Here is a 23,770-nt window from a genome sequence, read left to right as displayed (position 1 = left end):
CGGCGGCGCCCCGGGGTGGGACGCCGCCGTCGGGGACCGCTGGCGGTGGCGGTGGGATTTGAACCCACGGAGGCTTGCACCTCACACGCTTTCGAGGCGTGCTCCTTCGGCCGCTCGGACACGCCACCGTCGGACAGACTACAGGTCCCGTCTCCGGCGGAAGAACGTGCGTAGGAGTGTCGCGCTCTCCTCCGCGCGCACTCCCCCGGTGACCTCCGGGCGGTGGTTGAGCCGGCGGTCGCGGACGACGTCCCACAGCGACCCGGCGGCGCCGGCCTTGGGGTCGTCGGCGCCGTAGACGACGTGCGCGACCCGGGCGAGGACGCTCGCGCCCGCGCACATCGTGCAGGGCTCCAGGGTGACCACCAGCGTGGCGCCGGTCAGCCGCCAGCCGTCCCCGTGCACGCGGGCGGCGGCCCGCAGGGCCAGCACCTCGGCGTGCGCGGTGGGGTCCCCGAGCCGCTCGCGCTCGTTGGCCGCCTCGGCGAGCACCTCCCCGCCGGGCCCGAGGACGACGGCGCCGATCGGTGTGTCGCCCCACTCCTGCGCGGCGGCGGCGAGCTCCAGGGCGCGGCCCATGGCGCGGTCGACGGAGGCCGGGTCCGGTCCGGTCACGACATGCCGTCCGACCGGGTGCTCCCACGGACGCTCGTGCTCTGAGTCCGCCACGGACCCAGAGCACGAGCGTGCGGAGAGGAGGTCATCCCCCGGTGCCCGTCAGCGGGAAGCCGACCAGCGCCGACAGCTCGGCCAGCGCGGCCGCCGGGTCGACCACCTTGATCGTGTGCATCCCCAGGGCACGGGCGGGCTTGAGGTTGATGCCGAGGTCGTCGAGGTAGGCGCAGTCGGTGAAGTCCAGGTCGCGGCCCACCGCCTCGTTGAGCCGGTCCAGCGCCCGCCGGTAGATCTCCGGCTCGGGTTTGCGCACGCCCTCCAGCGAGGACTCCACCACGGCGTCGAAGAGGTCCAGCAGCTCGGCCAGCCGGCCGGTGCGCTCCATGGGCGCCACGTTGTTCGACAGCATCCCCAGTGGCAGGCCGGCCGCCCGCAACCGGTGGACCGCCCCGACCATCTCGGGGCGGATCTCCCCCGAGAGGGCGGCCAGCACGCGGCGGGCGTCCACGCGGTGCCCGGCCGCCAGCGCCTCGGCCTCGAAGGTGTCGACGAACCCCTCGACGTCGAGCTCGTTGCGCTCGAAGCGGGCCCAGGCGTTGGTGTCGGGGTCGGTGCTGTTCAGCCGGCGGATCAGGCCCTCGGGCAGGCCCGCCTCGGCCTCGTAGGCGGCGAAGGCGACCATCGGGCTCTCGGTGATCACGCCGCCGAGGTCGAACACCACCGCCGAGACGCTCACCGCCGCACCGCCGCGGCCAGCTCGTCGGCGAAGCCCAGCCGGGCGGCGATGCGCGTGACCATCTCGTCGGCCCACAGGTCGTCGGCGGTCACGATCGGCCGCAGCTCGGCCGCGGGCAGGCCGTCGTCGGCGAACACGTCCAGGTCACCCCCCGGCCAGCCGGTCTCGTCGTCGTCGAAGGCGCCGTCCTCGTCGACGGCGATCCCGTAGCGCTCCACCACCTCGGCGCCGAGCACCCACTCCTGCATCGTGGCGTCGGAGATCAGCGCCCGGACCATCCCGCCCGGGCCGTGCCGCAGCACGACGAAGTACAGCCGGGAGTCGACGACGACGACGAACGGCGGCGGCCACTCCCCCGCCCCCGGCTCACCGAGCGCGCGCTCGAGCACCGGCAGCTCGTCGCCGGCGTCGGCGGCCAGCAGCTCCACCCGCCAGGCACCGTCCGGGCGGCTGACCCGCACCGCCCAGCTGCTCCCCTGCGCGTCGCCGCCGCTCATCGCTTGCGCAGCAGGGTCAGGCCGTCGGCCAGGGGCAGCAGCGCCGTCTCCCACCGCGGGTCGGTGGCCAGCGCCGCGTTGAGCGCCACCACCGCGCGGTCGTCGTCGGTCTGCGGGTCGAGGACGCGGCCGCCGCGCAGCGTGTTGTCCAGCAGCACGAGCCCGTTCGGCCGCATCCGCGGGTACAGCTCGTCGACGTAGGCCGGGTAGCCGGTCTTGTCGGCGTCGACGAAGGCCAGGTCGAACACGGGGTCGGCCGGCACCGCCCGCAGGCTCTCCAGTGCCTCCCCCAGGCGCAGCTCGACCCGGTCGGCGACGCCGGCCCGCTCCCAGTACCGCCGGGCGACCGCCGTCCACTCCGCGCTGCGGTCCAGGCACAGCAGCGAGCCGTCGTCGGGCAGGCCGCGGGCGATGCACAGCGCGGAGTACCCGGTGAACGTGCCGATCTCCAGCGCCCGCCGCACACCGAGCGCGCGGGTGAGCAGCTGCATGAGCACGCCCTGCTCCACGGCGATCTGGAAGGTGGCCGGCGCCTCGCCGCGCTCGGCGAGGGCGGCGGTCTCGGCGACCAGGTCGGCGGCCACCGCGTCGAGCGGCTCGGAGCTCGCCCGCACGTGCTCGGCGAGCTCCGGGGTGAGGAGGAAGGACCGCGGCGTCATGCGGCGCGGACCGGGAGCACGGAGGCCATAGCCTCTGATCATGGCCGATCCCGCCCCGGACCACGGAGCCCAGGTCCGCGCGCCCCAGGTCGAGGAGCCCCGGGCCGAGCTGCCGCGGGTCGACCCCGCGCTGGCCGCCCGGCTCGCGGCCGACCCGCTCGCCGAACTGCTCGGCATCGTCCTCGAGGAGGTCCGCCCCGGGTACGCCCGCGCGGCGATGACCGTGGGCCCGCGGCACGTGAACGCCGTCGGCACCGCGCACGGCGGGGCGACCATGGCACTGCTCGACGTGGTGCACGCGGCGGTGAGCAACAGCCACGGCGTCGTCGCCGTGGCCCAGGACGTGCACACCGAGTTCCTCAACCCCGGCCGGCCCGGTGAGCGACTGGTGGCCGAGGGCACCGAGCTGCACCGCAGCCGGCGGACCGCCGTCTACCGGATCGACGCCCGCGGCGACGACGGCCGGCCGGTGGCCACCGCGCTGGCCCGGGTCTTCCGCACCGACCGCAGCTGGGAGACCGCCGAGTGAGCCTGCCGGTCCCCACGACGGAGGCGCCGCCGGTCGGCGTCGTCGGCCTGGGGCAGCTCGGCGGGTCGCTGGCCGCCGCACTGGTGGGGGCCGGCCGCGAGGTGCGCGGCTGGGACGTCGACCCCGCCGCCCGCGAGGCGGCCGCGGCGCGCGGGGTGCGGGTCACCCGCGAGCTCGCCGGCGTCGTCGTCCTGGCGGTGCCGCTGCCGGCGACGGCCGCCGCGCTCGACGGCCTCGACGTCGACCCGGCCGCCACCGTCACCGACGTCGGGTCGGTCAAGGAGCCGGTGCTGGCCTCGGTGGGCGCCGCGCTGGGCGGGCGGTTCGTCGGCGGGCACCCGATGGCCGGGACGGAGCGCTCCGGGCACGCGGCCACCGACCCCGGCCTGTTCCGCGGCGCCCGCTGGGCGCTGTGCCTGGAGCCGGGCACCGACCTGCGGCGCTGGCTGCGCGCCGCCGAGGTGGCCCTCGACGCCGGCGCGGAGGTGGTGCCGGTGACCGCGGCCGAGCACGACGCCGCCGTCGCCGCCGTCAGCCACGTCCCGCACCTGCTCGCCGCCGCGCTGGCCGCCGCCGCCGGGGAGGCCGGCCCGCTGGCGCTGTCGCTGGCCGCCGGGAGCTTCCGCGACGGCACCCGGGTGATCGGCAGCGACCCGGCGTTCGTCACCGCGATGGTCGAGGGCAACGCCGGGCCGACGGCGGCCGCCCTCGACCGCGTGCTGGTCCAGCTCGGACGCCCGTGGCCGGAGCTGGTGGCCGCCGGGCACGCGGTGCGCACCGCGCCGGGCGGCGGGCGGGCCGTCCGTGTGCCGCTGGAGCGGGCGGCACTGCTGGCGCTGGGCCGGGCCGGCGGCACGGTCACCCGGCGGCTGGCCGCCTTCGTCGAGGGCCGGGTGCCCGAGGCCTGACCGGTTTCGCGATGGACGGCGGGGGCAGGGTGGGGACATGGACGACAGCGAGATCCGCAGCCGCATCGACGCGCTGGTCGAGGAGGAGCACCGGCTCCGCGGGGGCTCCGAGCACACCGCCGAGCAGCGCACCCGGCTCCGCGAGATCGAGGAGGAGCGCGACCAGCTCTGGGACCTGGTCCGCCAGCGGGACGCCAAGCGGCAGTACGACGAGGACCCCGACACCGCCGAGGTGCGCCCCAGGTCCGAGGTCGAGGGCTACCTGCAGTGAGGTAGGTCCCGAGGTGACCGCTGCGGCCCCGTCCCGGGTCCCGCCCTGAGCCTGCGAAGGGTGGGGAGGACGGGGTCCTTCCCTAGGCCGAGTCGCGGACCGGGCGGCGGGTGCCGGCGTCGTGGTGGCCGGTGGCCAGCAGCGCCAGCTGCCACAGCAACCGCACCCGGGGGTCGGTGGGCTTGCGGCCGGTCACCGACTCGATCCGCCGCAGCCGGTGCATGACCGTGTTGCGGTGGCAGTAGAGGAGGTCGGCGGCGCGGGTCGGTGAGGCGTCGGCGTCGAGGAAGGCCGACAGCGTCTCCAGCAACACCTCCCGCTCGTCCCCGGGCAGCTCGAGCAGCCGGCCCAGCGTCTGCCCGACCAGCCGCTCGGCGATCTCCGGCGAGTTCGACAGCAGCGCCTCGGGCAGCCGGTCGTCGATGGTGACGACCCGGGACAGGCCCGCGGGCAGCGTCCGGGCGGCCGTCTGCGCCAGCCGGTGGGCACCGGCCACGGCCGCGGCGCCCTCCACGACCGACGACACCCCGACCGGCCCGGCGGCCAGCAGCCCCAGCCAGCTCAGCAGCTCCGACAGCCGCCGGGTGCCCAGGGCCACCACCCCGACCTGGGCCTGCGAGCGCGTCGCCCAGGCCGAGCGGATGCCGCGCCGGAGCAGCGCCGGCGCGGGGTCGGTCAGGGGGTCGGGCCCGTCGTCGGGCAACGGGGCGACGACGACGGCCAGCCGTCCCCCGAGCGGGACGGCGAGCAGCTCCGACGCCGTCCGGACGAAGGCGGGGTCGTTGCCGCGGCCGTCGAGGAGCGCGTCGACCAGCCGCTGCCGCTCCGCGGCGTCCAGCCCGGCCCGGCGGCGCTCCTCGGCGCGGTAGCCCTCCGCGGCGGCGCTGCAGCCGCGGTCGTTGGTGCGCCACAGGGAGCCGGCGACTTCCAGCAGCAGCCCGTCGTCGTGCCGGTCGTTCTGCCGGGACAGCGCGACCAGCGCCTCCCAGGTGACCTGCCCGCCCAGGCGGTAGGCGCGCAGCACCGCCTCCAGCGGGATCCCCTGCGCGGCACGCTGCCGGCCGACGGCGCGGGCGCCCTCGGCGTGGCTGGCGTGGTGGGTGGCGGGGACGTCGGGCATCAGCCCCCGGATGCCGACCTCGAGGTTGCGCCGCAGGCTCGAGCGCAGCTGGGGATCGCCGGCGGCCATCGCCTCGCGGTAGGCCGGCTCGGTCTCCACCAGGATGGCGACCATCCGGTCGGTCATCTCCTCGAGCCGGTCCAGCAGCGCCGGGACCAGTTCGGCGACCCGCTCGGCGACGGCTGCCGGGGGTGTCGTCTGCACGCGCTCACCTCCGGGGCTCATCGCACACAGCACAACACGGGTCGGTCACGACTGTGCGCTGCGCCCATTGTGACGGCCCTCACCAGCCCTAGGCTCATCGGGACGGAGCCGTGACCGAACCGTCGCCCTGTGGCGCGGGCGGTCGCGGCCACCTCCCCGACGAAGAGGAGACGTGGGCCCCTTGGCGCAGCCGCCGGACAGCTCGGGCAGCACCCCGCACCAGGACCGATCGCCCACCGCCCGGCTGGAGATGACCGGGATCAGCGTCGCCTTCGGCGGCGTCAAGGCCCTGACCGACGTGTCGCTGACCGTCGAGCCCGGTCAGGTGCACGGGCTCATCGGCCCCAACGGCGCCGGCAAGACCACGATGTTCAACGTCGCCTGCGGCCTGGTCCGGGCGACCGAGGGGCGGATCGTCTGGCGCGGGCAGGAGCTGCGGCGCCTGCGCCCGGCCCAGCTGGCCGGGCTCGGCATCGCCCGCACGCTGCAGGGCGTGGGCCTGTTCCCCGGGCTCACGGTGCTCGAGAACGTGATGGTCGGAGCGCACCGGCACGCCCGCGCGGGCTTCTTCTCCGCGCTGTTCGCCGTCCCGACCTCCGACGCCGACGAGGCCCGGCTGCGCGAGCGGGCCGTGGCCGCCCTCGGCGAGCTCGACGCCGAGGGCTACGCCGCCCGCTACCCCGGCAGCCTCCCCTACCCCGTGCAGAAGCGGGTCGCGCTGGCCCGCGCCCTCGTCTCCGAGCCCGAGCTGCTGCTGCTCGACGAGCCCGCCAGCGGTCTGAGCGAGGACGAGATGCGCGAGCTGGGCGACCTCATCGGTCACCTCTCGGGCCGGATGAGCGTCCTGCTCGTCGAGCACCACATGGACCTGGTCATGCGAGTGTGCGACCACATCACCGTCCTGGACTCCGGGAAGCAGATCGCGGCGGGCACCCCGCAGCAGGTCCAGAACGACCCGGCGGTCACCGAGGCCTACCTCGGCGACGCCGTCGACGACACGACCGACGTCAGCGAGCTGGCGGGCACCGACGGGGGGACCCACCGTGGCTGAGACCGGCGCACACGGCAGCACCGCGGCGGGCGCCGCCGGCGTCGGCCTGTCGAAGGGGGACACCGGTCGGGGCGCCGCGACGGGGAGCAGCGTGATCGCCGGCGGCGGGACCGCGACCGCCGACGCGGTGCTGTCCGTCGAGGGGTTGTCCGCCGCCTACGGCCCGGTCAAGGCGCTCGACGGCGTGACCCTGCGCGCCGAGCAGGGGCGGATCACCGCGGTCCTCGGCGCCAACGGCGCGGGCAAGACGACGCTGCTGCGCACCATCAGCGGCCTGGTGCGCCCGACCGCCGGCCGCGTCGTCCTCGACGGCGAGGACGTCACCCGCGCGCCCGTGGAGGCCATGGTCACCAAGGGCATGGCGCACGTGCCCGAGGGCCGCGGCGTCATCGCCGAGCTGACCGTCGACGAGAACCTCCGGGTGGGCTCGCTGTTCCGCGGCAAGGTCGCCCAGGACGAGTTCGACCGGGTCTACGACCTCTTCCCGCGCATCGCGGAACGGCGCGGCCAGACGGCGCACACGCTCTCGGGCGGTGAGCGCCAGATGCTGGTCATCGGCCGCGCGCTGCTCGCCCGCCCCCGCCTGCTGCTGCTCGACGAGCCCTCGCTGGGCCTGGCGCCGCGGATCGTGGCGCAGATCTTCGCGCTGCTGCGCAAGCTGGTCGACTCCGAGGGCCTGTCGGTGCTGCTCGTCGAGCAGAACGCCCGCAGCGCGCTGTCGGTGGCCGACACCGGCGTGGTCCTCAACCTCGGCCGCGTCGTCGTCACCGACGACGCCGCCCGGCTCGCCGGTGACGAGGACCTCCGGCACGCCTACCTCGGCTTCTAGCCCTCCCCCGCAGCCCGGCACCACCAGGAAGGCGACCTCCACGTGCGCGAGTTCATCAACCTCACCCTCGGCGGGGTGATCACCGGTGCGGTCTACGCGGCCTTCGCCCTCGCCCTGGTGCTGATCTGGCGGTCCACCCGGATCGTCAACTTCGCGCAGGGCGCCATGGGTGCCCTCACGACCTTCATCGCCCTGTCCCTCATCGAGTCCGGGCAGTCCTACTGGGTCGGCCTCGTGGTCGCGCTGCTCGCCGGACTGGTCCTCGGCGCCGTGATCGAGCGGCTGGTGATCCGGCCGGTCGAGGGCGGGCCGGAGCTCAACGCGGTCATCGTCACCCTCGGCCTGTTCATCGCCATCCAGGCGCTGATCTCGGTGCTCTTCGGCGTGAACCAGCGCGCGTTCGTGGCGCCCTTCTCCACCATCGGCTTCACCGTCGGCGACTCCAACCTGGCGCTGAGCCCCAACACCCTGTTCACCCTCGGCGCGGTGCTGCTGGTGATGGCCGGGCTCGTCGCCCTGTTCCGCTTCACCCGCGTCGGGCTGGCGATGCGCGCCTCGGCCTTCGGCCAGGAGGTCGCCCGGCTGCTCGGCGTGCGGGTGGGCCGGATGCTGACCCTCGGCTGGGCGCTGGCCGCCGTGGTCGGGTCGCTGGCCGGGATGCTCATCGCCGCGGAGGTCACCTTCGTGGCGCCGACGTTCATGGACTCGCTGATCGTGTTCGGCTTCGTCGCCGCCGTCCTGGGCGGCCTCGACTCCCCGATCGGCGCCGTCGTCGGCGGGCTGCTGCTGGGGCTGGCCCTCAGCTACGTGCGCGGCTACTTCAGTGACACGCTGACCGGCATGGCCGCGCTGGTCATCCTCGTGGTGGTCCTGCTCGTCCGGCCCGGTGGACTCTTCTCGACGACCCAGACGCGGAGGGCGTGACCGCCGTGAGCGACCTGCAGACCCCGGCCTCCTCCCCCACCGCCGGCGCGGCCACCTCCGACGCGCCGAGCACGGCCACCGCCGCGAGCAACGCCAGCTCCGCGCAGGCCGCCGGGGGCCGCACGTTCCTGCCGCGGAACACCCTGCTGCGGCACCTGCTCGTGCTGGTCCTCTGCGCCGTCGGCGCGGTGGTGCTGCTCGAGACCACCGACCTCGGCTTCAACGCGCAGGTCGGCTACGTCGCCTTCTACGCGATCGCCGCCGGTGGGCTGACCGTGCTGACCGGCCTCAACGGGCAGATCTCGCTGGGCCACGGCGCGCTCATGGCGGTGGGCGCGTACACCACCGCACTGCTGCTCGACGCCGAGGAGCCGCTGCCTCTCGTCGTCGTGTTCCTCGCCGCGGTCGCGCTGACGTCGCTCGTCGGCGCGATCGTCGGCGTCGCCGCGGCGCGGCTGCACGGGCCGTACCTGGCCGGTGCGACGCTGGCACTGGCGGTCGGCCTGCCCGGTCTCGCGCTGTACTACCGGAGCTTCCTCGGGGGTGAGCAGGGCCTGACGGTGTCCTCACCCGACCGCCCGGAGTGGTTCACCGACGTCATCCGCAGCCTGTCCGGCGGCTCCCCCTCCGGCGTCAAGTGGATCGCCTACATCAGCGTCGCCTGCCTGCTGATCACCTACTTCCTGCTGGCCAACCTCATGCGCAGCCGGGTGGGGCGCACCTGGCGTGCCGTGCGCGACCAGGAGGTCGCCGCCGAGCTCGCCGGCATCGACCTCGGCCGGTGGCGGGTGCTCGCGTTCGTGGTCAGCGCCGCCGCCGCGGGCCTGGCCGGGGCGGTCCTGGCTCTCGTCGTCCGGCTGACTGCACCGACCGGCTTCACCATCGTCCTGTCGCTGTCCCTGCTCACGGCCATCGTCATCGGCGGACTGGGCAGCCTGCTGGGGGCTCTGATCGGGGCGGCGCTGCTGGTCTTCCTGCCGCGCGTGCTGCGGGACGCCGGCGAGTCGCTGGACATGGACGCCGCGCAGGCCGCCGAGATCTCCTACGTCGTCTACGGCGTGATCCTCGTGCTGGTCATGCTCTTCGCCCCCGCCGGCCTGGTCGGGTCCATCCGGCTCGCCTGGATGAAGCAGCGCGCCCGGCGGGCCGCCGGCGGCACCACGAGGTGACCAGCCGGGCTCCCCGGCCGCGTCCCCGCCGACCCCAGCCCCCACCCACCCCAGAGCCCCCGGGCACAGGTGCCCGGGTCCATCCAGAGGAGACCCCTTGACACGATCCTCACGACGCCTCGTCAGCTTCGTCGCTGCCGCGACCGTCGCCACCACCCTCGCCGCGTGCGGCGGCGGTGACTCCGGCGGCGGTGGTGGCGGCGGCGGCGGCAGCGAGGAGAACGAGGCCTCCGACGTCGGCATCACCGAGGACACCATCAAGCTCGGTGCGCACTACCCGCTGACCGGCGTCGCGGCGCCCGGCTACAGCGAGATCCCGACCGGCGTCCAGGCCTACTTCGACTTCGTCAACGCCAACGGGGGCGTCAACGGCCGGCAGATCGAGTTCACCTACCGCGACGACGCGTACAACCCGACCAACACCAGCCAGATCGTCAACCAGCTCGTCCTCGAGGACGAGGTGTTCGCGATCATGGGTGGCCTCGGGACGCCGACGCACAACGCCGTCACCGACTTCCTCAACAGCGAGGGCGTGCCCGACTTGTTCGTGGCCTCGGGCTCGCGGCTGTGGGACGACCCGGAGGAGAAGCCCTACACCTTCGGCTGGCAGCCCGACTACGAGATCGAGGGCAAGATCATCGGCCAGTACGTGGCCGAGAACTTCCCCGACGCCAAGGTCGGCCTGTTCCTGCAGGGCGACGACTTCGGCGAGGACGGCGCGGCCGGCGCCCGCCAGTTCCTCGAGGACCAGATCGTCGAAGAGCAGACCTACGTCCCCGGCAACACCGACGTCCGCCCGCAGATCTCCGCGCTACAGGCGGCCGGCGCCGACCTCGTCCTGGGCTTCAACGTGCCGAGCTACACGGCGCTGTCGCAGCTGACCGCACTGCAGCTGGGCTACGACCCGCAGTGGTTCTACTCGAACGTCGGGTCGGACCCGGCGCTGGTCGGCGCGCTGCTGGCCCGCTTCTCCGAGGGCCAGGTGAGCGACGCCAGCCTGCTCGACGGCGTCCTGACCACCGAGTACATCCCGGGCGTGGACACCCCCGACAACCCGTGGACGCAGCTGTGGCAGCGGGCGTGGGAGGAGTCCGGCCAGGAGGGCGAGCTCACCAACTTCCGCGCCTACGGCATGTCGCAGGCCTACACGATGGTCCAGGCCCTGCAGTCCGCCGGCCAGAACCCGACGCGTGACGACCTGGTCGCCGCCGTGGAGCAGGCCGGCTCCGAGTGGGAGGGCCCGGGCTTCGCGCCCTTCCGGTACTCGGAGGACAAGCACGCCGGCTACAGCGGCATGCTGGTCAGCCGCATCACCGGGACCACGGCCGAGGACCTGACGCCGGTGCTGGTCACCGACAACGGCGACGCCGAGATCGAGGAGCTCGACCGCGAGGCCACCACTCCCCCCGAGAGCGGCGTCCCGGACGAGGAGCCGATCAACTGAGGAAGGATCCCCTCGCCCCCACCCCTCGCTGTCGCTCGGGGCGGGGTCCTGCGAGGGGGCCGTTCCCAGGCTCCTGCTGAACGGGCCGCCGGTTCCCCCTCGGGAGCCGGCGGCCCGTTCGCCGTCCCGGGTGACGCGGACGAGGACACTTCACCGGCTGAGTGTCGGCCGATGATCTCCGGGTAGGGCCGCTCCGTGTCCCGCGCCGGTGCGGGACTGGTGCGACGGGAGCGGAGATGGTGCAGGCGGCACGGACGATCCGGCGGGCGGTGGTGACCGGCGGTGCCGGTTTCCTCGGCTCGCACCTCTGCGAGCACCTGCTGGAGCGCGGCGTCGAGGTGGTCTGCCTGGACAACTTCCTCACCGGCTCGGCGGAGAACGTCGTCCACCTGATGGAGCACCCCGGCTTCCGGCTGGTGCGCTGCGACGTCACCGACTACGTGCACGTGCCCGGCCCGGTCGACCTGGTCCTGCACTTCGCCTCGCCGGCCAGCCCGCTGGACTACCTGAGGATGCCGATCGAGACCCTCAAGGTCGGCAGCCTCGGCACGCTGCACACCCTGGGCCTGGCCCACGAGAAGGGGGCCCGGTACGTGCTGGCCTCGACGTCGGAGGTCTACGGCGACCCGCTGGTGCACCCACAGCCCGAGGAGTACTGGGGCAACGTCAACCCGGTCGGCCCGCGCGGGGTCTACGACGAGGCCAAGCGCTTCAGCGAGGCGATGACGACGGCCTACCGGACGTCGAAGGGCACCGACACCGGCATCGTCCGGATCTTCAACACCTACGGCCCGCGGATGCGCGCCGACGACGGCCGCGCCATCCCCGCCTTCGTCGGCCAGGCGCTGGACGGGCGGCCGCTCACCGTCGCCGGGGACGGCTCGCAGACCCGGTCCATCTGCTACGTCGACGACACGGTGCGCGGCATCCTCGCGATGGCCTGCTCCGACCAGCCGGGGCCGGTCAACATCGGCAACCCCGACGAGCTGTCCATGCTGCGGCTGGCCGAGTGGGTCATCGAGCTGACCGGTTCCTCCTCGGGCATCGAGTTCATCGACCTGCCCGTCGACGACCCGAAGGTCCGCCGTCCCGACACCCGCCGGGCGCAGGAGCTGCTGGGGTGGCAGCCGGTCGTCGCCTCGGAGGAGGGGCTGCGGCGCACCGTCTCCTGGTTCGCCGAGCGGCGGAGGACGGTCGCGGCCCAGGCCGGCTGACCGGCGCGCAGGTCCGCTCCGGCCCGTGTGGCCGACCCGCCCACACGGTGGCCCGCTTCGCATCTACATTGGGGACCGGCGGTCGGAGGGCACGCCGAGGAACCGGACACTGACCGAGAGCGAGCAATGGGCCGCCACGCCGACACGAGCACCGTGCGCCGCACCCAACGTCCCGCACCCGTCGCCCTGCTCGTCGCCCTCGTGGTGCTCGCACTGGTGGCCGGCGGGCTGGTCTGGTGGCTGGCCGCCGGGTCGGGCGGGAGCGACTGCGAGGAGAACCGCACCGTCCGGGTCGCCGTCGCCCCGGAGCTCGGTGCGGTGGCGCAGCAGCTGCTCGACGAGCCGCAGGACCTCGGTGGCGGTGCCTGCGCCGTGGCCGAGGTGACCGCGCAGGAGCCGCTGCAGACCGTCGGCGACCTCTCCGCCCTCGAGGGCAGCGCGCTGCCGCACGTGTGGGTGCCCGACAGCTCGCTGTGGACCGTCCGCGCCGGCGACGCCGACCTCGACGCGTCCGGCTCGATGGCCACCTCGCCGGTCGTGCTGGGCACCAGCCGCGCCGCCGCCGACGCGCTGGGCTGGACCGCCTCGCCGCCGGACTGGCGCGCGGCCCTGAGCGGCGAGCGCCCGATCGCCGTCCCCGACCTCGCCGCGAGCGCCGAGGGCGTGTCCGCACTGGCCGCCGTGCAGACCTCGCTGGGGGGTGGCGACCAGGCCGACAACGCCGTCGTCCAGGCCGTGCTGGCCGCCCGCCGAGGGCCGGCGACCACCCCGGCCGAGGCGCTCGGGGCCGCCGCCCGCAACGACGTCGAGGCCCCGCTCGTGCCGATCAGCGAGCAGGAGGTCATCACGGCCAACCGCCTCGCCCCGGAGTCGCAGCTCGTCGCCGTCTACCCCGCGGAGGGCTCCCCGCAGCTGGACTACCCGGTGCTGCGGGTGGGCTCCCCCGCCGACGACGACCGCGCCGCCGTCGACGCCGTCGTCCGGACCCTGACCTCCGCCACCGCGCGCACCGCCGTCCTGGACGCCGGCTTCCGCGACGCCGAGGGCACGGCGCCGACCGAGCCCGGCCCCGGCGTGCAGGAGGAGGCACCCGAGGCGCTGGAGGTCGACCCGGAGGGCGTGCAGGCCCTGCTCGGCGAGCTGAGCCGGCTGGCCGCCCCCTCCCGGCTGCTCACCGTCATCGACGTCTCCGCCTCGATGGAGGCGCCCGCCGGTGACGGCACCCGTGCCACGCTCGCCCGCGACGCCGCCCGCAGCGCGCTGACCCTCATCCCCGGGACGTCGTCGATCGGGCTGTGGGTCTTCGCCCACCAGCTGGAGGGCGAGCAGGACTGGCAGGAGCTGGCACCGATCCGCACGCTCACCGACGAGGTCGACGGCTCCACCCAGCGCGAGCTGCTCGACCGCGAGCTCGAGACCATCCCCGACCGGCTCGACCCCGGTGGCACGGGCCTGTACGACACCACGCTGGCCGCCTTCCGCTCGGCGCAGGAGCAGTACGACCCCGAGGCCGTCAGCAGCGTCGTCATCGTCACCGACGGCACCAACGAGGACGCCAGCGGCATCGGCCTCGACGAGTTGCTGCAGGCGCTGGCCGCCGAGGCCGACCCCCAGCGGCCGGTCAAGGTGATCGGCGTGGCCCTGGGTCCGGACGCCGACATCACCGCGCTCCAGCAGATCGGGGACGCCACCGGCGGCGCGGCGTACTCCGCGGTCGACCCCACCGACCTGCAGGACGTCCTCTTCGACGCGCTGCGTCAGAGGTAGGCGCGCAGCCCCTCGAGGGCCGCGGCCACCTCCTCGACGGTGATCCGGGCGAGAGCGGGGTCGAGCTCGGTGCCCCAGGGGTCGCCGGTGCCGTCGCCGTGCCACAGGACGACGTGCAGGGGTCCGTGCGCGCCGGTCCGTGCCGGCGGGCCCCACAGCGCCGGGGACACCGGCCCGAACAGGACCACCGAGGGACGGCGGTAGGCGGTCGCCAGGTGGGCCACCCCGGTGTCGCCGCTGACCACCACGCGTGCGGCGGCGACGGTGGCGGCCAGCTCGAGCGTGGAGGTGCGCCCGGCGAGCACGGCGTCGTCGGGCAGGCCGGCGCCACGGGCCACGGCGGCGGCCAGGTCGCGCTCGGCCGGCCCGCCGGTGATCCGGACGTCGTGTCCCGCGTCGGCCAGCTCCCGGGCGACCGCGGCGAAGCGCTCCGGCGGCCAGCGCCGGCCGGGGAAGGCCGCACCGGGGTGAACGAGCGCGGCGCCGGTCACCGGCGGCGGCACGGCCGGGACGGCGAGGTCGAGCGCGTCGGGGTCGGCGTCGATCCCCAGGCCCTCGGACACCAGCCGGCACCAGCGGCGCACCTCGTGCTCGTCGGGGTGCCAGGTCGGGCCCGGCCAGCCGGGGCCGGCGAAGGTCAGCAGCCGCCCCGGGTGCAGGCCGGCGACGACGACGTGCGACGCCGGCCCCTTCCCGTGCAGGTCGACGGCGAGCTCCGGCGGCGGCCGGTCCCAGTCGAGCGGCTCGAGCTCGCGCGCGGGCAGCACGTCGTCGACGGCGTCGACCAGGCCGGCCAGCGGCGCCAGCGCGGCCGTCGTCGCCAGGACCAGCCGGTGGTCCGGGACCGCCGCACGCACCGCCCGGATCGCCGGGACGCCGGTGAGCAGGTCACCGAGCCCCAGCGGCCGCAGGACGACCGCGACCGGCCGGCCCTCCTGTGCACTTCCGCGGAAGTGCACGGCCTAGACCCGGGAGCGCTGGACCAGGGCGGTGGTCGAGTGGCCGTCGAGGTAGGGCAGCACGACGGCCTGCCCGCCCCACCGGCGCAGCACCGCGGCCTCGGGCAGGTCCGCGCCGGCGTAGTCGCCGCCCTTGGCCCACACGTCGGGCCGCAGCCGGTCGAGCACCTCGACGGGGGTGTCCTCGTCGAACACCACGACGGCGTCGACGAACTCCAGCGCCTCGAGCACGCGCGCCCGGTCGGGGGCGGTGACCAGCGGCCGGGTGGGGCCCTTGAGCCGGCGCACCGAGTCGTCGGAGTTGATGCACACGACCAGGCAGTCGCCCAGCCCGCGGGCGGCGCGCAGCGTGGCCACGTGGCCGGGGTGCAGCAGGTCGAAGCACCCGCCGGTGGCCACCACGGTGCCGCCGGTGGCGCGGACGCGGGCGAGCAGCGCGGAGACGCCGTCCTCGGCCGCCACGTCCGGCTCCCGGACGGCGGGCGCGTCCCACGCCGACGCCCCGCCGGCGGCGACGAAGCGCCCGGCGAACCCGACCGCGGCCGCCACCGCCTCGCCGGTCACCGCGCCGTCGGCGAGGGCGAGCGTCGCCGCGGCGGCGAAGGAGTCGCCCGCACCGCAGGGGTCCCCGCCGGTCACCGGCACCGCGGGCACGACCATCGGCGCGCCCTCGCCGTAGGACAGCAGCGCGCCCCGCGCGCCGAGGGTGACCGCGACCGCGCCGACGCCCCAGTGCCGGATCAGCCCCTCGGCCCGGGCGCCGACGGCGGCCAGGCCGTCGCCGTCGGCGGTGACACCGGCCGCGGCGGCCACCCGGGCGGCCTCGGCGGCGTTGGGCGTGACCAGCCGCACCGAGGGCACCGGGTCGGCGCCGCGCGGGTGGGGGTCCCAGACGACCGGCCCGCCGGCGCCGGCCAGCGCGGCCCGCACGGCGGGGTCGGAGGTCGTGCCGCGCCCGTAGTCGGCGACGAGCACGGCGGCCGCGCCGCGGATCGCCTCGAGCGCCTCGGCCGGCAGCCCGCCCAGGGTCACCGCGGGCGCGCCGCTGTCGAGGCGGACCACCGAGTGGTCACCGACGCGTACCCGCTGCTTGACCGCGGTGCCGCCGGTGGCCGGGACGGCGACCAGCCTGACCCGCCCGTCCAGCAGCGCCCGCAGCCGCGCGGCGCCGTCGTCGTCGGCGAGCGGGGCGACGAGCACCACCTCGCGGCGGGTGGCCTGCGCCGCGATGACCGCGGCGAGGGCGGCGCCGCCGGGGCGCTCGCGGGTCTCGAGGTCCTCGACGACGGGCACGGGCGCGTCCGGGGTGAGCCGGGACGCGGTGCCCACCAGGTCGACGTCGAGCAGTGCGTCGCCGACGACGACGACCGGTCCGGCGCTCACCCGGCGACCCCGAGGCGCGACCGAGGCACCCGCGCCGGCTCGGCCAGCACCGCGGCGTCGAACGCCGCGCACAGCAGGTGCAGGGCGACGAGGTGGCATTCCTGCACCGTCGCCGTCCACGGGGAGTCGATGCACACCGCCTCGTCGGAGGCGGCGGCCAGCGGGTTGGGTGCCGGGCCGGTCATCGACAGCACGGTGATGCCGCACTCGCGGGCGCGGCGGGCGGCGGTGACCGCGTTGGGGCTGCGGCCCGACGTCGACAGCAGGACCAGGACGTCCCCGGCCCGGCCGTGCGCCTCGACCTGCCTGGCGAACAGCTCGTCGGCCGGGTAGTCGTTGGCGATCGCGGTGAGCGAGGAGGTCTCGGCGGTCAGGCAGATCGCGGAGAAGGGCGGCCGGTCGGCGCGGTAGCGGCCCACCAGCTCGGCGGTGAGGTGCTGCGCCTGCGCCGCGCTGCCGCCGTTGCCCGCGGCCAGCAGCCGCCCGCGCTCGTCCCCGCACAGGACGTCGGCCAGCAGCCGGCCCCAGCGGTCGAGGGTGTCGACCGCCGCGTCGAGGCTGCGCAGCGCCGCGTTCAGGGACGCGACGTGGTCGCGGCCGGTGAGGTGGGTGCAGGAGTCGGGCGAGACGACCTCGCCGGCGGAATGGGGAGCGACACTCACGGGGCGACCTCCAGGGGCGCTCATCGGACGGCCTCGACGGGACGCCGGGTGGACAGGACCTGCCGGTAGACGGCCTCGGTGTCGGCGGCCACGCGGGCCCACCGGTAGCGGGCGCGGGCGCGCCGCACACCGGCCGCCCCGTAGGCGGCGCGGCGGGCGTCGTCGGCCAGCAGCGCGGCGAGCACCTCGCCGAGGCGGGCCGGGTCGCGGGGCGGCACGAGGTCGCCGGTGACGCCGTCGGCGACGGAGTCCTGCAGGCCGCCGACGGCGGTGGCGACCACCGGGCGGCCGCAGGCCATGGCCTCCAGCGGGGTGATGCCGAACGGCTCGTACCAGGGCACGGCGAGCACGACGTCGGCCGAGCGGATCCACGCGGGGACGTCGGCCCGGCCGACCGACCCGGCGAACACCAGCCGGTCGGCCACGCCGAGGGACGCCGCGACGGCGCGCAGGCGGCGGACCTCGGGGTCGGCGTCGACGGCACCGGCCGGCGGCCCGCCGACGACCACCAGCTCGGCGTCGGGGACGGCGGCCAGCGCGCGGACGGCGTCCTCCTGGCCCTTGCGCTCGACCAGCCGCCCGAGCACCAGCAGCCGCGGCCGGCCGGTACGCGGCGCCACGGGCCCGCGCGGGGTGAACACCGTGGTGTCGACGCCGCACGGCACGATCGAGACGCGGTCGCGGGACAGCCCCAGCCGGCGCAGCTCGAACACCTCGTCGCTGCAGGTGGCGACCACGTGGCCGACGGCCGCGCACAGGCCGCGCTCGAGTTCCACGCGCTGGGGCGGTGAGGTGTCGGCGTCGCCCTGGTGACGGCGCTTGACCGAGCCGAGGGCGTGGAAGGTCTGCAGCACCGGCACCGGGGCGAGCAGGCTGCCGGCGGCCTCGACCGCGGCCAGCCCGCTCATCCAGAAGTGCGCGTGGACGACGTCGGGCGGCGCCACCGCCCAGCGGGCGCGCAGCCCCGCCGCCAGCGCCGGCACGTGCGCGAGCAGGTCGTCCTTCGGCAGCACCCGCGCGGGTCCCGCGGTGACGTGGCTGACGACGTAGCCGTCGAGGGTGACCACCTCGTCGGGCAGGTCCGGGTCGTCGCGGCGGGTGTGCACGGTGACCTCGTGGCCGCGGGCGGCCAGCCCGGCGGCCAGCGCCGCGACGTGCACGTTCTGGCCGCCGGCGTCGACGCCGCCGATCGCGGCCAGCGGCGAGGCGTGTTCGCTGACCAGGTCGACGCGCAGCGGCGGGCCGCTGGTGCGGTGCGTCCTCATCGGGTGACCTCCTCGAGCAGGGCGTCCCAGTCGGAGAGGAACCGGGGGAGCCCGTAGCGCCCCAGCGCGGCGGCCCGCGCCGCCTTGCCGGCCAGCCGGGCGGCGTCCTCGTCGTGCAGGTAGGTGGCGACGGCGTCCCACAGCACCTCGGGCCGGGTGGAGACGACACCGGCGTCGGCGGGCACCGCCTCCACGACCTCGGTGGTGGCCAGCGCGACCACCGGCATGCCCAGGTGCATCGCCTCGAGCAGCGACAGGCCCAGCGACGTCCACCGCACCGGGTGGACGTAGACGCGGCGGCGGGCGAGCTCGGCGTGCATGGCCGCCTGCGGCGGGTCGTCGTGCAGGGTCACCCGTGCGGGGTCGAGGCCGTGCGCCTCGTGCAGCCCGGCCAGGCCCATGCCGAAGACGTCGACCGGGGCCACCGCGGCCAGCCCGGGCAGCAGGTCGGCGCCCACCGTGCGGCCGCGGCGGACCGGCTCGTTGGTGACGACGGCGGCGCGGGCCAGCTCGCCGGTCCAGCGCTCGCCGGGGTCGACGATCCCGTGCTCGATGACCGTCGTCGGCGCGCGGCCGTTGTCGTAGAAGAGCCGGTTGAAGTGCGTGACGTGCGCGATCGGGACGTCGTCGCGGTCGGCCAGCGGGTGGCGGGTGTGCGGCACCGGGCCGTCCCCGGGCTCGAGCCCCGGCGCGTTGTGCTCGAGGAAGACGGCGGGCAGGTCGCGCCCGGGCTCGCGGCCCAGCCACTCGCGCACCAGCTCCAGGTCGCGCACCCGCTGCAGCACCACGACGTCGACGTGCTCGTCGCGCAGTTGCTCCGGCGTCACCTCGCGGGCCGACGCCGGCCAGTCCCACGTGCGGGCGCGGCCCAGCCCGTCGGGGCCCCGGCCGGGGACCACGGGCAGCAGGTACTCGTGCCGGCCCTGGACGAACGCCGTCGTCCAGGAGCCGTGCACGTGCCAGAGCAGGACCCTCACGCGCTCACCAGCTTCCCGACCGCCGCGACGACGTCGTCGGCGGTCACCGACGTCAGGCAGGGGTGGCCGGGCACCGGGCACTCGCGCGCCCGGGTGAGCCGGCAGGGGGCGTCCTGGTCGCCGAGCAGCACGGTGGGGACGCCGTGCGGCGCCCACCGGGCCGCGGGCACGACCGGGCTGAACAGCGACACGACCGGCGTGCCGACGGCGGCGGCCAGGTGCGCCGGGCCGGTGTTGCCGACGACGACGGCCGCTGCGCCGTCGAGCAGGGCGGCCATCTCCGCGAGGGAGGTGGCCCCGCCGAGGTCGACGCCGCGGCGGCCGGCGACGGCGGCGGTGAGGTCCCGCTCCCCCGGCCCGCCGGTGACCAGCACCCGGTGGCCGGCGTCGGCGAGCGCCTCGACCGCCTCGGCGCAGCGCTCCGCGGGCCAGGCGCGGGCGGGGACCGACGCGCCGGGGTGCAGCACGACGTAGCCGGGCTCGAGACCGCCGGCCGCCCAGTGGCCCGGCTCGTGCGGGACGGCCGGCAGCGGGCGGCGGACGGCGAGCCGGCCGTCGTCGCCGTCGGGCAGGTCGAACCCGGCGGCGCGGGCCAGCGCCAGCGCCCGCTCGGGCTCGGGCAGGTCCGCCTCGTCGTCGGGCCCGTTCCGGTGCCGGACGTCGAGCAGCGAGCCGGGGTAGTCGACGCTGGTGGCGCTGATCCGGGGCACCCCGGCGGTGCGCAGCAGCAGCGCGAGCGGCAGCGGCGACTGGTGGAACGACGTGCTGACCACCGCCTCGTCGGGCGCCAGCGCCCGCACGCGATCGGTGAGCGCGGCGAGGTCGGCGGCGTCGACCGGCGGCGGGTCGCCCAGGATCCAGGGGCAGGCCCAGGTCCAGACCTCGTCGACGCCGGGCAGCAGGGCGGCGGCCTCGGCGCCGGCCGGCCCGGCGAGGAACACGACCCGCTCGGCGCCGTGGGCGACGGCGCGCACCAGCGGGCCCTGCAGGAGGACGTCGCCGGCGTTGTCGAGCCGGGCGACGAGGACCGTGCCCCGGCGGCCGGTCACCACCGGCCGGCCAGGACGTCGCCCACCGCGGCGGACAGGGTGGCCGCCCGGCGGGGCGCGGCGGCGACCTCCTGCCGCCGCGTCACCGGGGTGGGCACCAGGATCCCGCTCGCCCCGGCGGCCGCGGCGGCCTCGACGTCGGCACCGATGTCGCCGACGACCACGGTGCGCGCGGGGTCGACGTCGAGCTCGGCGCAGGCGGCCTTGACCATGCCGGGTGCGGGCTTGCGGCAGCTGCAGCCGTCGTCGGGGCCGTGCGGGCAGACCTGCACGGTGTCGAAGGGCCCGAGCAGCTCGTCGAGCCGCGCCATGCAGGCGTCGACCTGCTCCCGGGTGATGATCCCGCGGGCCACGCCGGACTGGTTGCTCACCACCCCGACCCGGACGCCGCGGGCGCGGAGAGCGTCGACCGCCTCCCGCGCCCCCGGCACCGGCTTCACGAGCTCCGGGTCGCCGTTGTACGGGAAGTCGCGCACCAGCGTTCCGTCGCGGTCGAAGAGCACGAGGTCGGGCAGGCCGCGCCACGGGGTCACCCGGCGGTGGGTGACGACGCCGCGCAGCCAGTGCCAGGTGGCCAGCGGCGGGATGGCGGCGCTGGTGAGCGCCATGGTGGACACCTCGGCGCGCTCGCGCGGGCCCGGGGCGATGCGTGCCCAGGCGAACTCGGCGGTGCCGGCGGCCCAGGCCAGCGCGGCGGCGAGCGCCGGACGGGGCCGGCGGGCGGCGGCCAGGCCCAGGGCGGCCAGCCCGGCCGCCGTGACGGCGAGGTGCTGCGGACGGCGGCCGAGCGCGGCCTCCGCCCGGTCCCGCCAGCCGGGCCCGTGCAGCCGGCGCATCAGGACGTCGTCGGCGTTGCCGGCCTGCACGCGGACGCTGACCCAGCGGTCGACCGGGCGGACCGGGTGGGTGATCCACCGGTCACCGCGGACCAGCCGCGCGCCGGTGTCCATGACCCGCAGCGCGAGGTCGGAGTCCTCGCGGAAGGCCCGGGGGAAGCGCTCGTCGAACCCGCCGACGGCGGCCAGCGCGGCGCGGCGGTAGGCGAGGTCGGCGGTGATCCAGGCGCTGGTGGCCAGGCCCGCGGTGCCGCGCTCCCAGTCGGTGGGCCGGCGGTCCTCCGGCAGCGGCACCCGCACCCGGCCCTGGCTGCCGGCCACGTCGGCGGGCAGGCCGGCGAGGTCGGCGGCCAGCCGCTGGTACCAGTCGGGGTCGGGGACGACGTCGTCGTCGAGGAAGGCGATCCACTCGGTGCGGGCGGTGCGCCAGCCGAGGTTGCGCGCGCGGGCGGGGCCGCCGCCGCCGGTGCGGACGACGCGGACCGGCGGCAGGCCGGGCCGCTCGACGGTCAGCGGGGGCCCGGCGGGGCGGTCGTCGACCACCACCAGACCGTCCGGGCGGGGGCCGGGCATGGCGGCGAGGGCGTCGAGCAGCACGTCGAGCGACGGCCGGCCGATGGTCGGCACGACGACGGTGCAGCTCACGGGCATGATCGCGCCCTGCCCGGTCTCGTCGGCGCGCAAACACTACGGGCTTGAAGCGCCTCCGAAGGTGGCACGTCGGCTCCCCCGCAGGGCCCCGCCGCGAGCCCGCGAGCGGTGGGGGGCAGGCGAGGTGCTGCAACGGCCCCTCTGCAGGGCCCCGCCGCGAGCCCGCGAGCGGTGGGGGGCAGGTGACGTACTGGAACGGCCCCTCTGCAGGGCCCCGCCGCGAGCCCGCGCGCGGTGGGGGGCAGAGGGGTCCTTCCTCAGCGGCGGATGCGGGTGGCCGCGGACACCCGCGCCAGCGCGTCGGTGACCACGGCGGCGTCGTCACCGAGCAGGGTGAGCAGGCGGGCGACGAGCTCGTCGTGGGTGACCGTGGCGGCCCGCGTGCGCTCCCGGCCGGCGTCGGTCAGCCGCGCGTGCAGCAGGCGGCGGTCGCCCGGGCGCCGCTCGCGCACGACCAGACCCTGCTCGACCAGCCGGCCGACCGTGCTGGTCACGCCGGCCCGCGACAGCCCGAGGGCCTCGGCGACCTCGCTCATCGTCGCCCGCTCCCCCGGCGCCTCGGCGATGCGCCGCAGGGCCTCGAAGCCGGTGAGGGAGAGGTCGTGCTCGCGGTGCAGCGCGGAGTCGACCCGGTGGGTGATGCGGTCGTGCACCTGCACGATGCGCAGCCAGGTCTCCGCGGCGCGGGGTGCGGCCCCGGCGAGCGCCGCCGGGTCGGTGGGGACGCCGGGAGCCAGCACGTCCTCGGAGCCCATCGCACCATCGTGACCGAAGTCAGCCTCAGGCGCTCCCGGTCGGCCCGGTGGGTCCGGCGGGCGCGCCCGGGCGCCGGCGGGCCGCGGTCAGCACCAGCCCGGTGGCGCTCAGCACCAGTGCCACGCCGGCCGCGACCAGCGGGACGGGCGCCGGGGCGGAGTCGGCCGGCCGGGCGGCGGCGGCGACGCGCAGGCGCACCTCGGCGGTGACCGCGGAGTCGGTGCCGACCATCTCCAGCGTCGTCGACCCGTCGGTGCCCGGGACCCGCACGGTGGCCTCGACCGCGCCGTCGGCGCCGGCCGGCACGGAGGCGAGGACCCGCCCGCCGGCCACCCGCACGGTGACCACCTCGCCCGGCTCGAAGCCGTCGCCGCTCAGGGTCACGGCGTCGCCGGCGGCCACCGTCCCCGCCGAGGCGACGACGTCACCCTCCGGCGCGTCGTCGGCCGGGGTGTCGTCGGCCCGGGTGTCGTCGGCCGGGACCCCGTCCGCGGGGACGTCAGGCGCGGTCCGCGGCGCGGGCCGCCGGGGCGCCGGCACGGGCAGGACCTCGGGTGCGGGCACCACGCCGGACGGGAGGGCCGGCTCGGGCGCCGGGTCCCCCTCCGCCGGCGCGGACTCCGGGGACGCGGGCGGGGGTGCCGACGGCGGTGCGGCCGGGGCCACGGAAGTCGGTGCCTCCGGCACCCCGGCCGGGGGCGCGTCGCCGGCGCCGGACGGCGAGGCGATCGCCGCGCAGTCCTCCTCCGCCGGGCGGGTGAACTCGAAGCCGTCGAGCTCGTCGACGTGGGTGTCACCCGAGCCGTCGAGCGCGGCGTACTCCAGGCGGCTGTCGATCCGCTCGCCCCAGGCGACGTCCCCGGTGCGCAGGACCGCGACCTCACCCGGCTGCAGCTCGGCGGAGTCCTCCCCGCCCGGGGAGCGGGTGGTCGCCAGCGTGACCGCGTAGGCGACGGTGCCGGCGGTCACCTCGACCGCGACGCCACCGGGCCGGCAGCTGGGCCCGTGGGTGACCCTCGCGTCCGGGCGGGCGGGGTCGTCGGCGGCCGCGGCGGGGCCGGCCAGCACCAGGCCGCCGGCCAGCAGCCCGGCCACGGCGGTGAGCAGCGCCAGCCCGGCCGGCAGGACCCGGGGCGCGCGCCCCGGCCCGGGCACGGGCGAGGTCGCGACCGGCACGGTGTCCCCCTCGAGCGGTGGTGCGCGCCGCTCGCGGTGGTCCCGGGGACGGCGGATCCCATGATGCGGCCGGTGACCCCGTGTCGACGACAGTGCGACGGCGCGTCGTCAGGTCGCTG

24 protein-coding genes and 1 tRNA gene are annotated in these 23,770 nt (G+C 76.6%); 10 read left to right on the top strand and 15 right to left on the bottom strand.

What is annotated here, in order from left to right:
* Window positions 1-40: 40 nt before the first annotated feature.
* The 5 genes from BM165_RS07255 to BM165_RS07235 form a co-directional block, all read right to left on the bottom strand.
* Window positions 41-128: transfer RNA gene (locus BM165_RS07255), tRNA-Ser, on the bottom strand.
* 10 nt (window positions 129-138) lie between these two features.
* Window positions 139-615: a nucleoside deaminase gene (locus BM165_RS07250; protein ID WP_244274107.1), complete on the bottom strand. Its 477-nt coding sequence runs from the start codon at window positions 613-615 to the stop codon at window positions 139-141.
* 85 nt (window positions 616-700) lie between these two features.
* The gene (locus BM165_RS07245) at window positions 701-1,351 is read right to left on the bottom strand and encodes an HAD-IA family hydrolase (RefSeq protein WP_075012844.1); all 651 of its coding nucleotides are present in this window, start codon (window positions 1,349-1,351) and stop codon (window positions 701-703) included.
* On the bottom strand, window positions 1,348-1,848 hold the full coding sequence (locus BM165_RS07240) for a tRNA adenosine deaminase-associated protein (protein WP_075012843.1): 501 nt from the start codon (window positions 1,846-1,848) through the stop codon (window positions 1,348-1,350). Before BM165_RS07240 ends, BM165_RS07245 begins: the two co-directional genes overlap by 4 nt.
* The gene (locus tag BM165_RS07235; RefSeq protein WP_075012842.1) at window positions 1,845-2,507 is read right to left on the bottom strand and encodes an O-methyltransferase; all 663 of its coding nucleotides are present in this window, start codon (window positions 2,505-2,507) and stop codon (window positions 1,845-1,847) included. The genes BM165_RS07240 and BM165_RS07235 overlap by 4 nt, the downstream gene beginning before the upstream one ends.
* Before the next feature lie 40 nt (window positions 2,508-2,547).
* Between BM165_RS07235 and BM165_RS07230 the strand changes: the two genes are divergently transcribed.
* The 3 genes from BM165_RS07230 to BM165_RS07220 are packed head-to-tail and all read left to right on the top strand — an operon-like array spanning window position 2,548 to window position 4,215.
* Window positions 2,548-3,036, top strand: coding sequence for a PaaI family thioesterase (locus tag BM165_RS07230; RefSeq protein ID WP_083427148.1), 489 nt, complete (start codon window positions 2,548-2,550; stop codon window positions 3,034-3,036).
* Window positions 3,033-3,944, top strand: a complete 912-nt coding sequence (locus BM165_RS07225; RefSeq protein WP_075012841.1) for a prephenate dehydrogenase/arogenate dehydrogenase family protein — start codon at window positions 3,033-3,035, stop codon at window positions 3,942-3,944. The genes BM165_RS07230 and BM165_RS07225 overlap by 4 nt, the downstream gene beginning before the upstream one ends.
* Before the next feature lie 37 nt (window positions 3,945-3,981).
* Window positions 3,982-4,215 (top strand): DUF2630 family protein, encoded by a 234-nt coding sequence (locus tag BM165_RS07220; RefSeq protein WP_075012840.1) that lies wholly within the window; start codon window positions 3,982-3,984, stop codon window positions 4,213-4,215.
* An 82-nt stretch (window positions 4,216-4,297) separates the two neighbouring features.
* Here BM165_RS07220 and BM165_RS07215 read toward each other — a convergent pair whose 3' ends face one another.
* A complete protein-coding gene (locus BM165_RS07215) occupies window positions 4,298-5,539 on the bottom strand; it encodes a PucR family transcriptional regulator (protein ID WP_244274106.1) in 1,242 nt (413 codons plus the stop codon).
* 172 nt (window positions 5,540-5,711) lie between these two features.
* Between BM165_RS07215 and BM165_RS07210 the strand changes: the two genes are divergently transcribed.
* The 7 genes from BM165_RS07210 (at window position 5,712) to BM165_RS07180 (ending at window position 13,937) form a co-directional block, all read left to right on the top strand.
* Window positions 5,712-6,590, top strand: coding sequence for an ABC transporter ATP-binding protein (locus BM165_RS07210; protein ID WP_075012838.1), 879 nt, complete (start codon window positions 5,712-5,714; stop codon window positions 6,588-6,590).
* Window positions 6,583-7,419 (top strand): ABC transporter ATP-binding protein, encoded by an 837-nt coding sequence (locus BM165_RS07205; RefSeq protein WP_244274105.1) that lies wholly within the window; start codon window positions 6,583-6,585, stop codon window positions 7,417-7,419. Before BM165_RS07210 ends, BM165_RS07205 begins: the two co-directional genes overlap by 8 nt.
* A 42-nt stretch (window positions 7,420-7,461) precedes the next feature.
* Entirely contained in the window at window positions 7,462-8,343 is an 882-nt protein-coding gene (locus BM165_RS07200; protein WP_075012837.1) for a branched-chain amino acid ABC transporter permease, read from the top strand.
* Window positions 8,340-9,512 carry a branched-chain amino acid ABC transporter permease gene (locus BM165_RS07195; protein WP_244274104.1) on the top strand — a complete coding sequence of 391 codons (1,173 nt, stop codon included), beginning with the start codon at window positions 8,340-8,342 and terminating at the stop codon, window positions 9,510-9,512. Before BM165_RS07200 ends, BM165_RS07195 begins: the two co-directional genes overlap by 4 nt.
* Before the next feature lie 97 nt (window positions 9,513-9,609).
* On the top strand, window positions 9,610-10,956 hold the full coding sequence (locus BM165_RS07190) for an ABC transporter substrate-binding protein (protein ID WP_075012836.1): 1,347 nt from the start codon (window positions 9,610-9,612) through the stop codon (window positions 10,954-10,956).
* 236 nt (window positions 10,957-11,192) lie between these two features.
* Complete coding sequence (locus BM165_RS07185; protein ID WP_075012835.1) at window positions 11,193-12,170, top strand: UDP-glucuronic acid decarboxylase family protein; 978 nt, start codon at window positions 11,193-11,195, stop codon at window positions 12,168-12,170.
* A 153-nt stretch (window positions 12,171-12,323) separates the two neighbouring features.
* Window positions 12,324-13,937 (top strand): VWA domain-containing protein, encoded by a 1,614-nt coding sequence (locus BM165_RS07180; protein ID WP_244274103.1) that lies wholly within the window; start codon window positions 12,324-12,326, stop codon window positions 13,935-13,937.
* Here the strand turns inward: BM165_RS07180 and BM165_RS07175 are convergent.
* The 9 genes from BM165_RS07175 to BM165_RS07135 form a co-directional block, all read right to left on the bottom strand.
* Window positions 13,928-14,896 carry a glycosyltransferase family 9 protein gene (locus BM165_RS07175; RefSeq protein ID WP_075012833.1) on the bottom strand — a complete coding sequence of 323 codons (969 nt, stop codon included), beginning with the start codon at window positions 14,894-14,896 and terminating at the stop codon, window positions 13,928-13,930. The genes BM165_RS07180 and BM165_RS07175 overlap by 10 nt on opposite strands.
* A gap of 3 nt (window positions 14,897-14,899) precedes the next feature.
* Window positions 14,900-16,279 (bottom strand): D-glycero-beta-D-manno-heptose 1-phosphate adenylyltransferase, encoded by a 1,380-nt coding sequence (rfaE2, locus tag BM165_RS07170; RefSeq protein ID WP_075012832.1) that lies wholly within the window; start codon window positions 16,277-16,279, stop codon window positions 14,900-14,902.
* Complete coding sequence (locus BM165_RS07165; protein WP_244274102.1) at window positions 16,276-16,941, bottom strand: D-sedoheptulose-7-phosphate isomerase; 666 nt, start codon at window positions 16,939-16,941, stop codon at window positions 16,276-16,278. Before BM165_RS07165 ends, rfaE2 begins: the two co-directional genes overlap by 4 nt.
* 20 nt (window positions 16,942-16,961) lie before the next feature.
* Window positions 16,962-18,206, bottom strand: a complete 1,245-nt coding sequence (locus BM165_RS07160) for a glycosyltransferase (protein ID WP_177225139.1) — start codon at window positions 18,204-18,206, stop codon at window positions 16,962-16,964.
* Complete coding sequence (locus BM165_RS07155) at window positions 18,203-19,183, bottom strand: glycosyltransferase (RefSeq protein WP_075012831.1); 981 nt, start codon at window positions 19,181-19,183, stop codon at window positions 18,203-18,205. Before BM165_RS07155 ends, BM165_RS07160 begins: the two co-directional genes overlap by 4 nt.
* Window positions 19,180-20,232 (bottom strand): glycosyltransferase family 9 protein, encoded by a 1,053-nt coding sequence (locus BM165_RS07150; protein ID WP_075013084.1) that lies wholly within the window; start codon window positions 20,230-20,232, stop codon window positions 19,180-19,182. Before BM165_RS07150 ends, BM165_RS07155 begins: the two co-directional genes overlap by 4 nt.
* Window positions 20,229-21,719: an HAD-IIIA family hydrolase gene (locus tag BM165_RS07145; RefSeq protein WP_075013081.1), complete on the bottom strand. Its 1,491-nt coding sequence runs from the start codon at window positions 21,717-21,719 to the stop codon at window positions 20,229-20,231. The genes BM165_RS07150 and BM165_RS07145 overlap by 4 nt, the downstream gene beginning before the upstream one ends.
* A 257-nt stretch (window positions 21,720-21,976) precedes the next feature.
* Window positions 21,977-22,474, bottom strand: coding sequence for a MarR family winged helix-turn-helix transcriptional regulator (locus BM165_RS07140; protein WP_075012830.1), 498 nt, complete (start codon window positions 22,472-22,474; stop codon window positions 21,977-21,979).
* 25 nt (window positions 22,475-22,499) lie between these two features.
* Window positions 22,500-23,651, bottom strand: a complete 1,152-nt coding sequence (locus BM165_RS07135; RefSeq protein ID WP_075012829.1) for a hypothetical protein — start codon at window positions 23,649-23,651, stop codon at window positions 22,500-22,502.
* Window positions 23,652-23,770 lie beyond the last annotated feature (119 nt).

The sequence above is a fragment of the Geodermatophilus obscurus genome, assembly GCF_900115395.1.
In the GTDB taxonomy this organism is placed as follows: Bacteria; Actinomycetota; Actinomycetes; order Mycobacteriales; family Geodermatophilaceae; genus Geodermatophilus; species Geodermatophilus obscurus_B.
The sequence above is the reverse complement of the archived record's forward strand: the minus strand, read 5'-3'. Positions and strand labels throughout refer to the sequence as shown.

Excerpts from the sequence above, each read along its gene's own strand:
- BM165_RS07240 (WP_075012843.1), bottom strand. The coding sequence starts at position 1,848 with ATGAGCGGCGGCGACGCGCAGGGGAGCAGCTGGGCGGTGCGGGTCAGC.
- BM165_RS07235 (WP_075012842.1), bottom strand. The coding sequence starts at position 2,507 with ATGACGCCGCGGTCCTTCCTCCTCACCCCGGAGCTCGCCGAGCACGTG.
- BM165_RS07230 (WP_083427148.1), top strand. The coding sequence starts at position 2,548 with ATGGCCGATCCCGCCCCGGACCACGGAGCCCAGGTCCGCGCGCCCCAG.
- BM165_RS07220 (WP_075012840.1), top strand. The coding sequence starts at position 3,982 with ATGGACGACAGCGAGATCCGCAGCCGCATCGACGCGCTGGTCGAGGAG.
- BM165_RS07185 (WP_075012835.1), top strand. The coding sequence starts at position 11,193 with ATGGTGCAGGCGGCACGGACGATCCGGCGGGCGGTGGTGACCGGCGGT.
- BM165_RS07160 (WP_177225139.1), bottom strand. The coding sequence starts at position 18,206 with ATGAGGACGCACCGCACCAGCGGCCCGCCGCTGCGCGTCGACCTGGTC.
- BM165_RS07145 (WP_075013081.1), bottom strand. The coding sequence starts at position 21,719 with ATGCCCGTGAGCTGCACCGTCGTCGTGCCGACCATCGGCCGGCCGTCG.
- BM165_RS07140 (WP_075012830.1), bottom strand. The coding sequence starts at position 22,474 with ATGGGCTCCGAGGACGTGCTGGCTCCCGGCGTCCCCACCGACCCGGCG.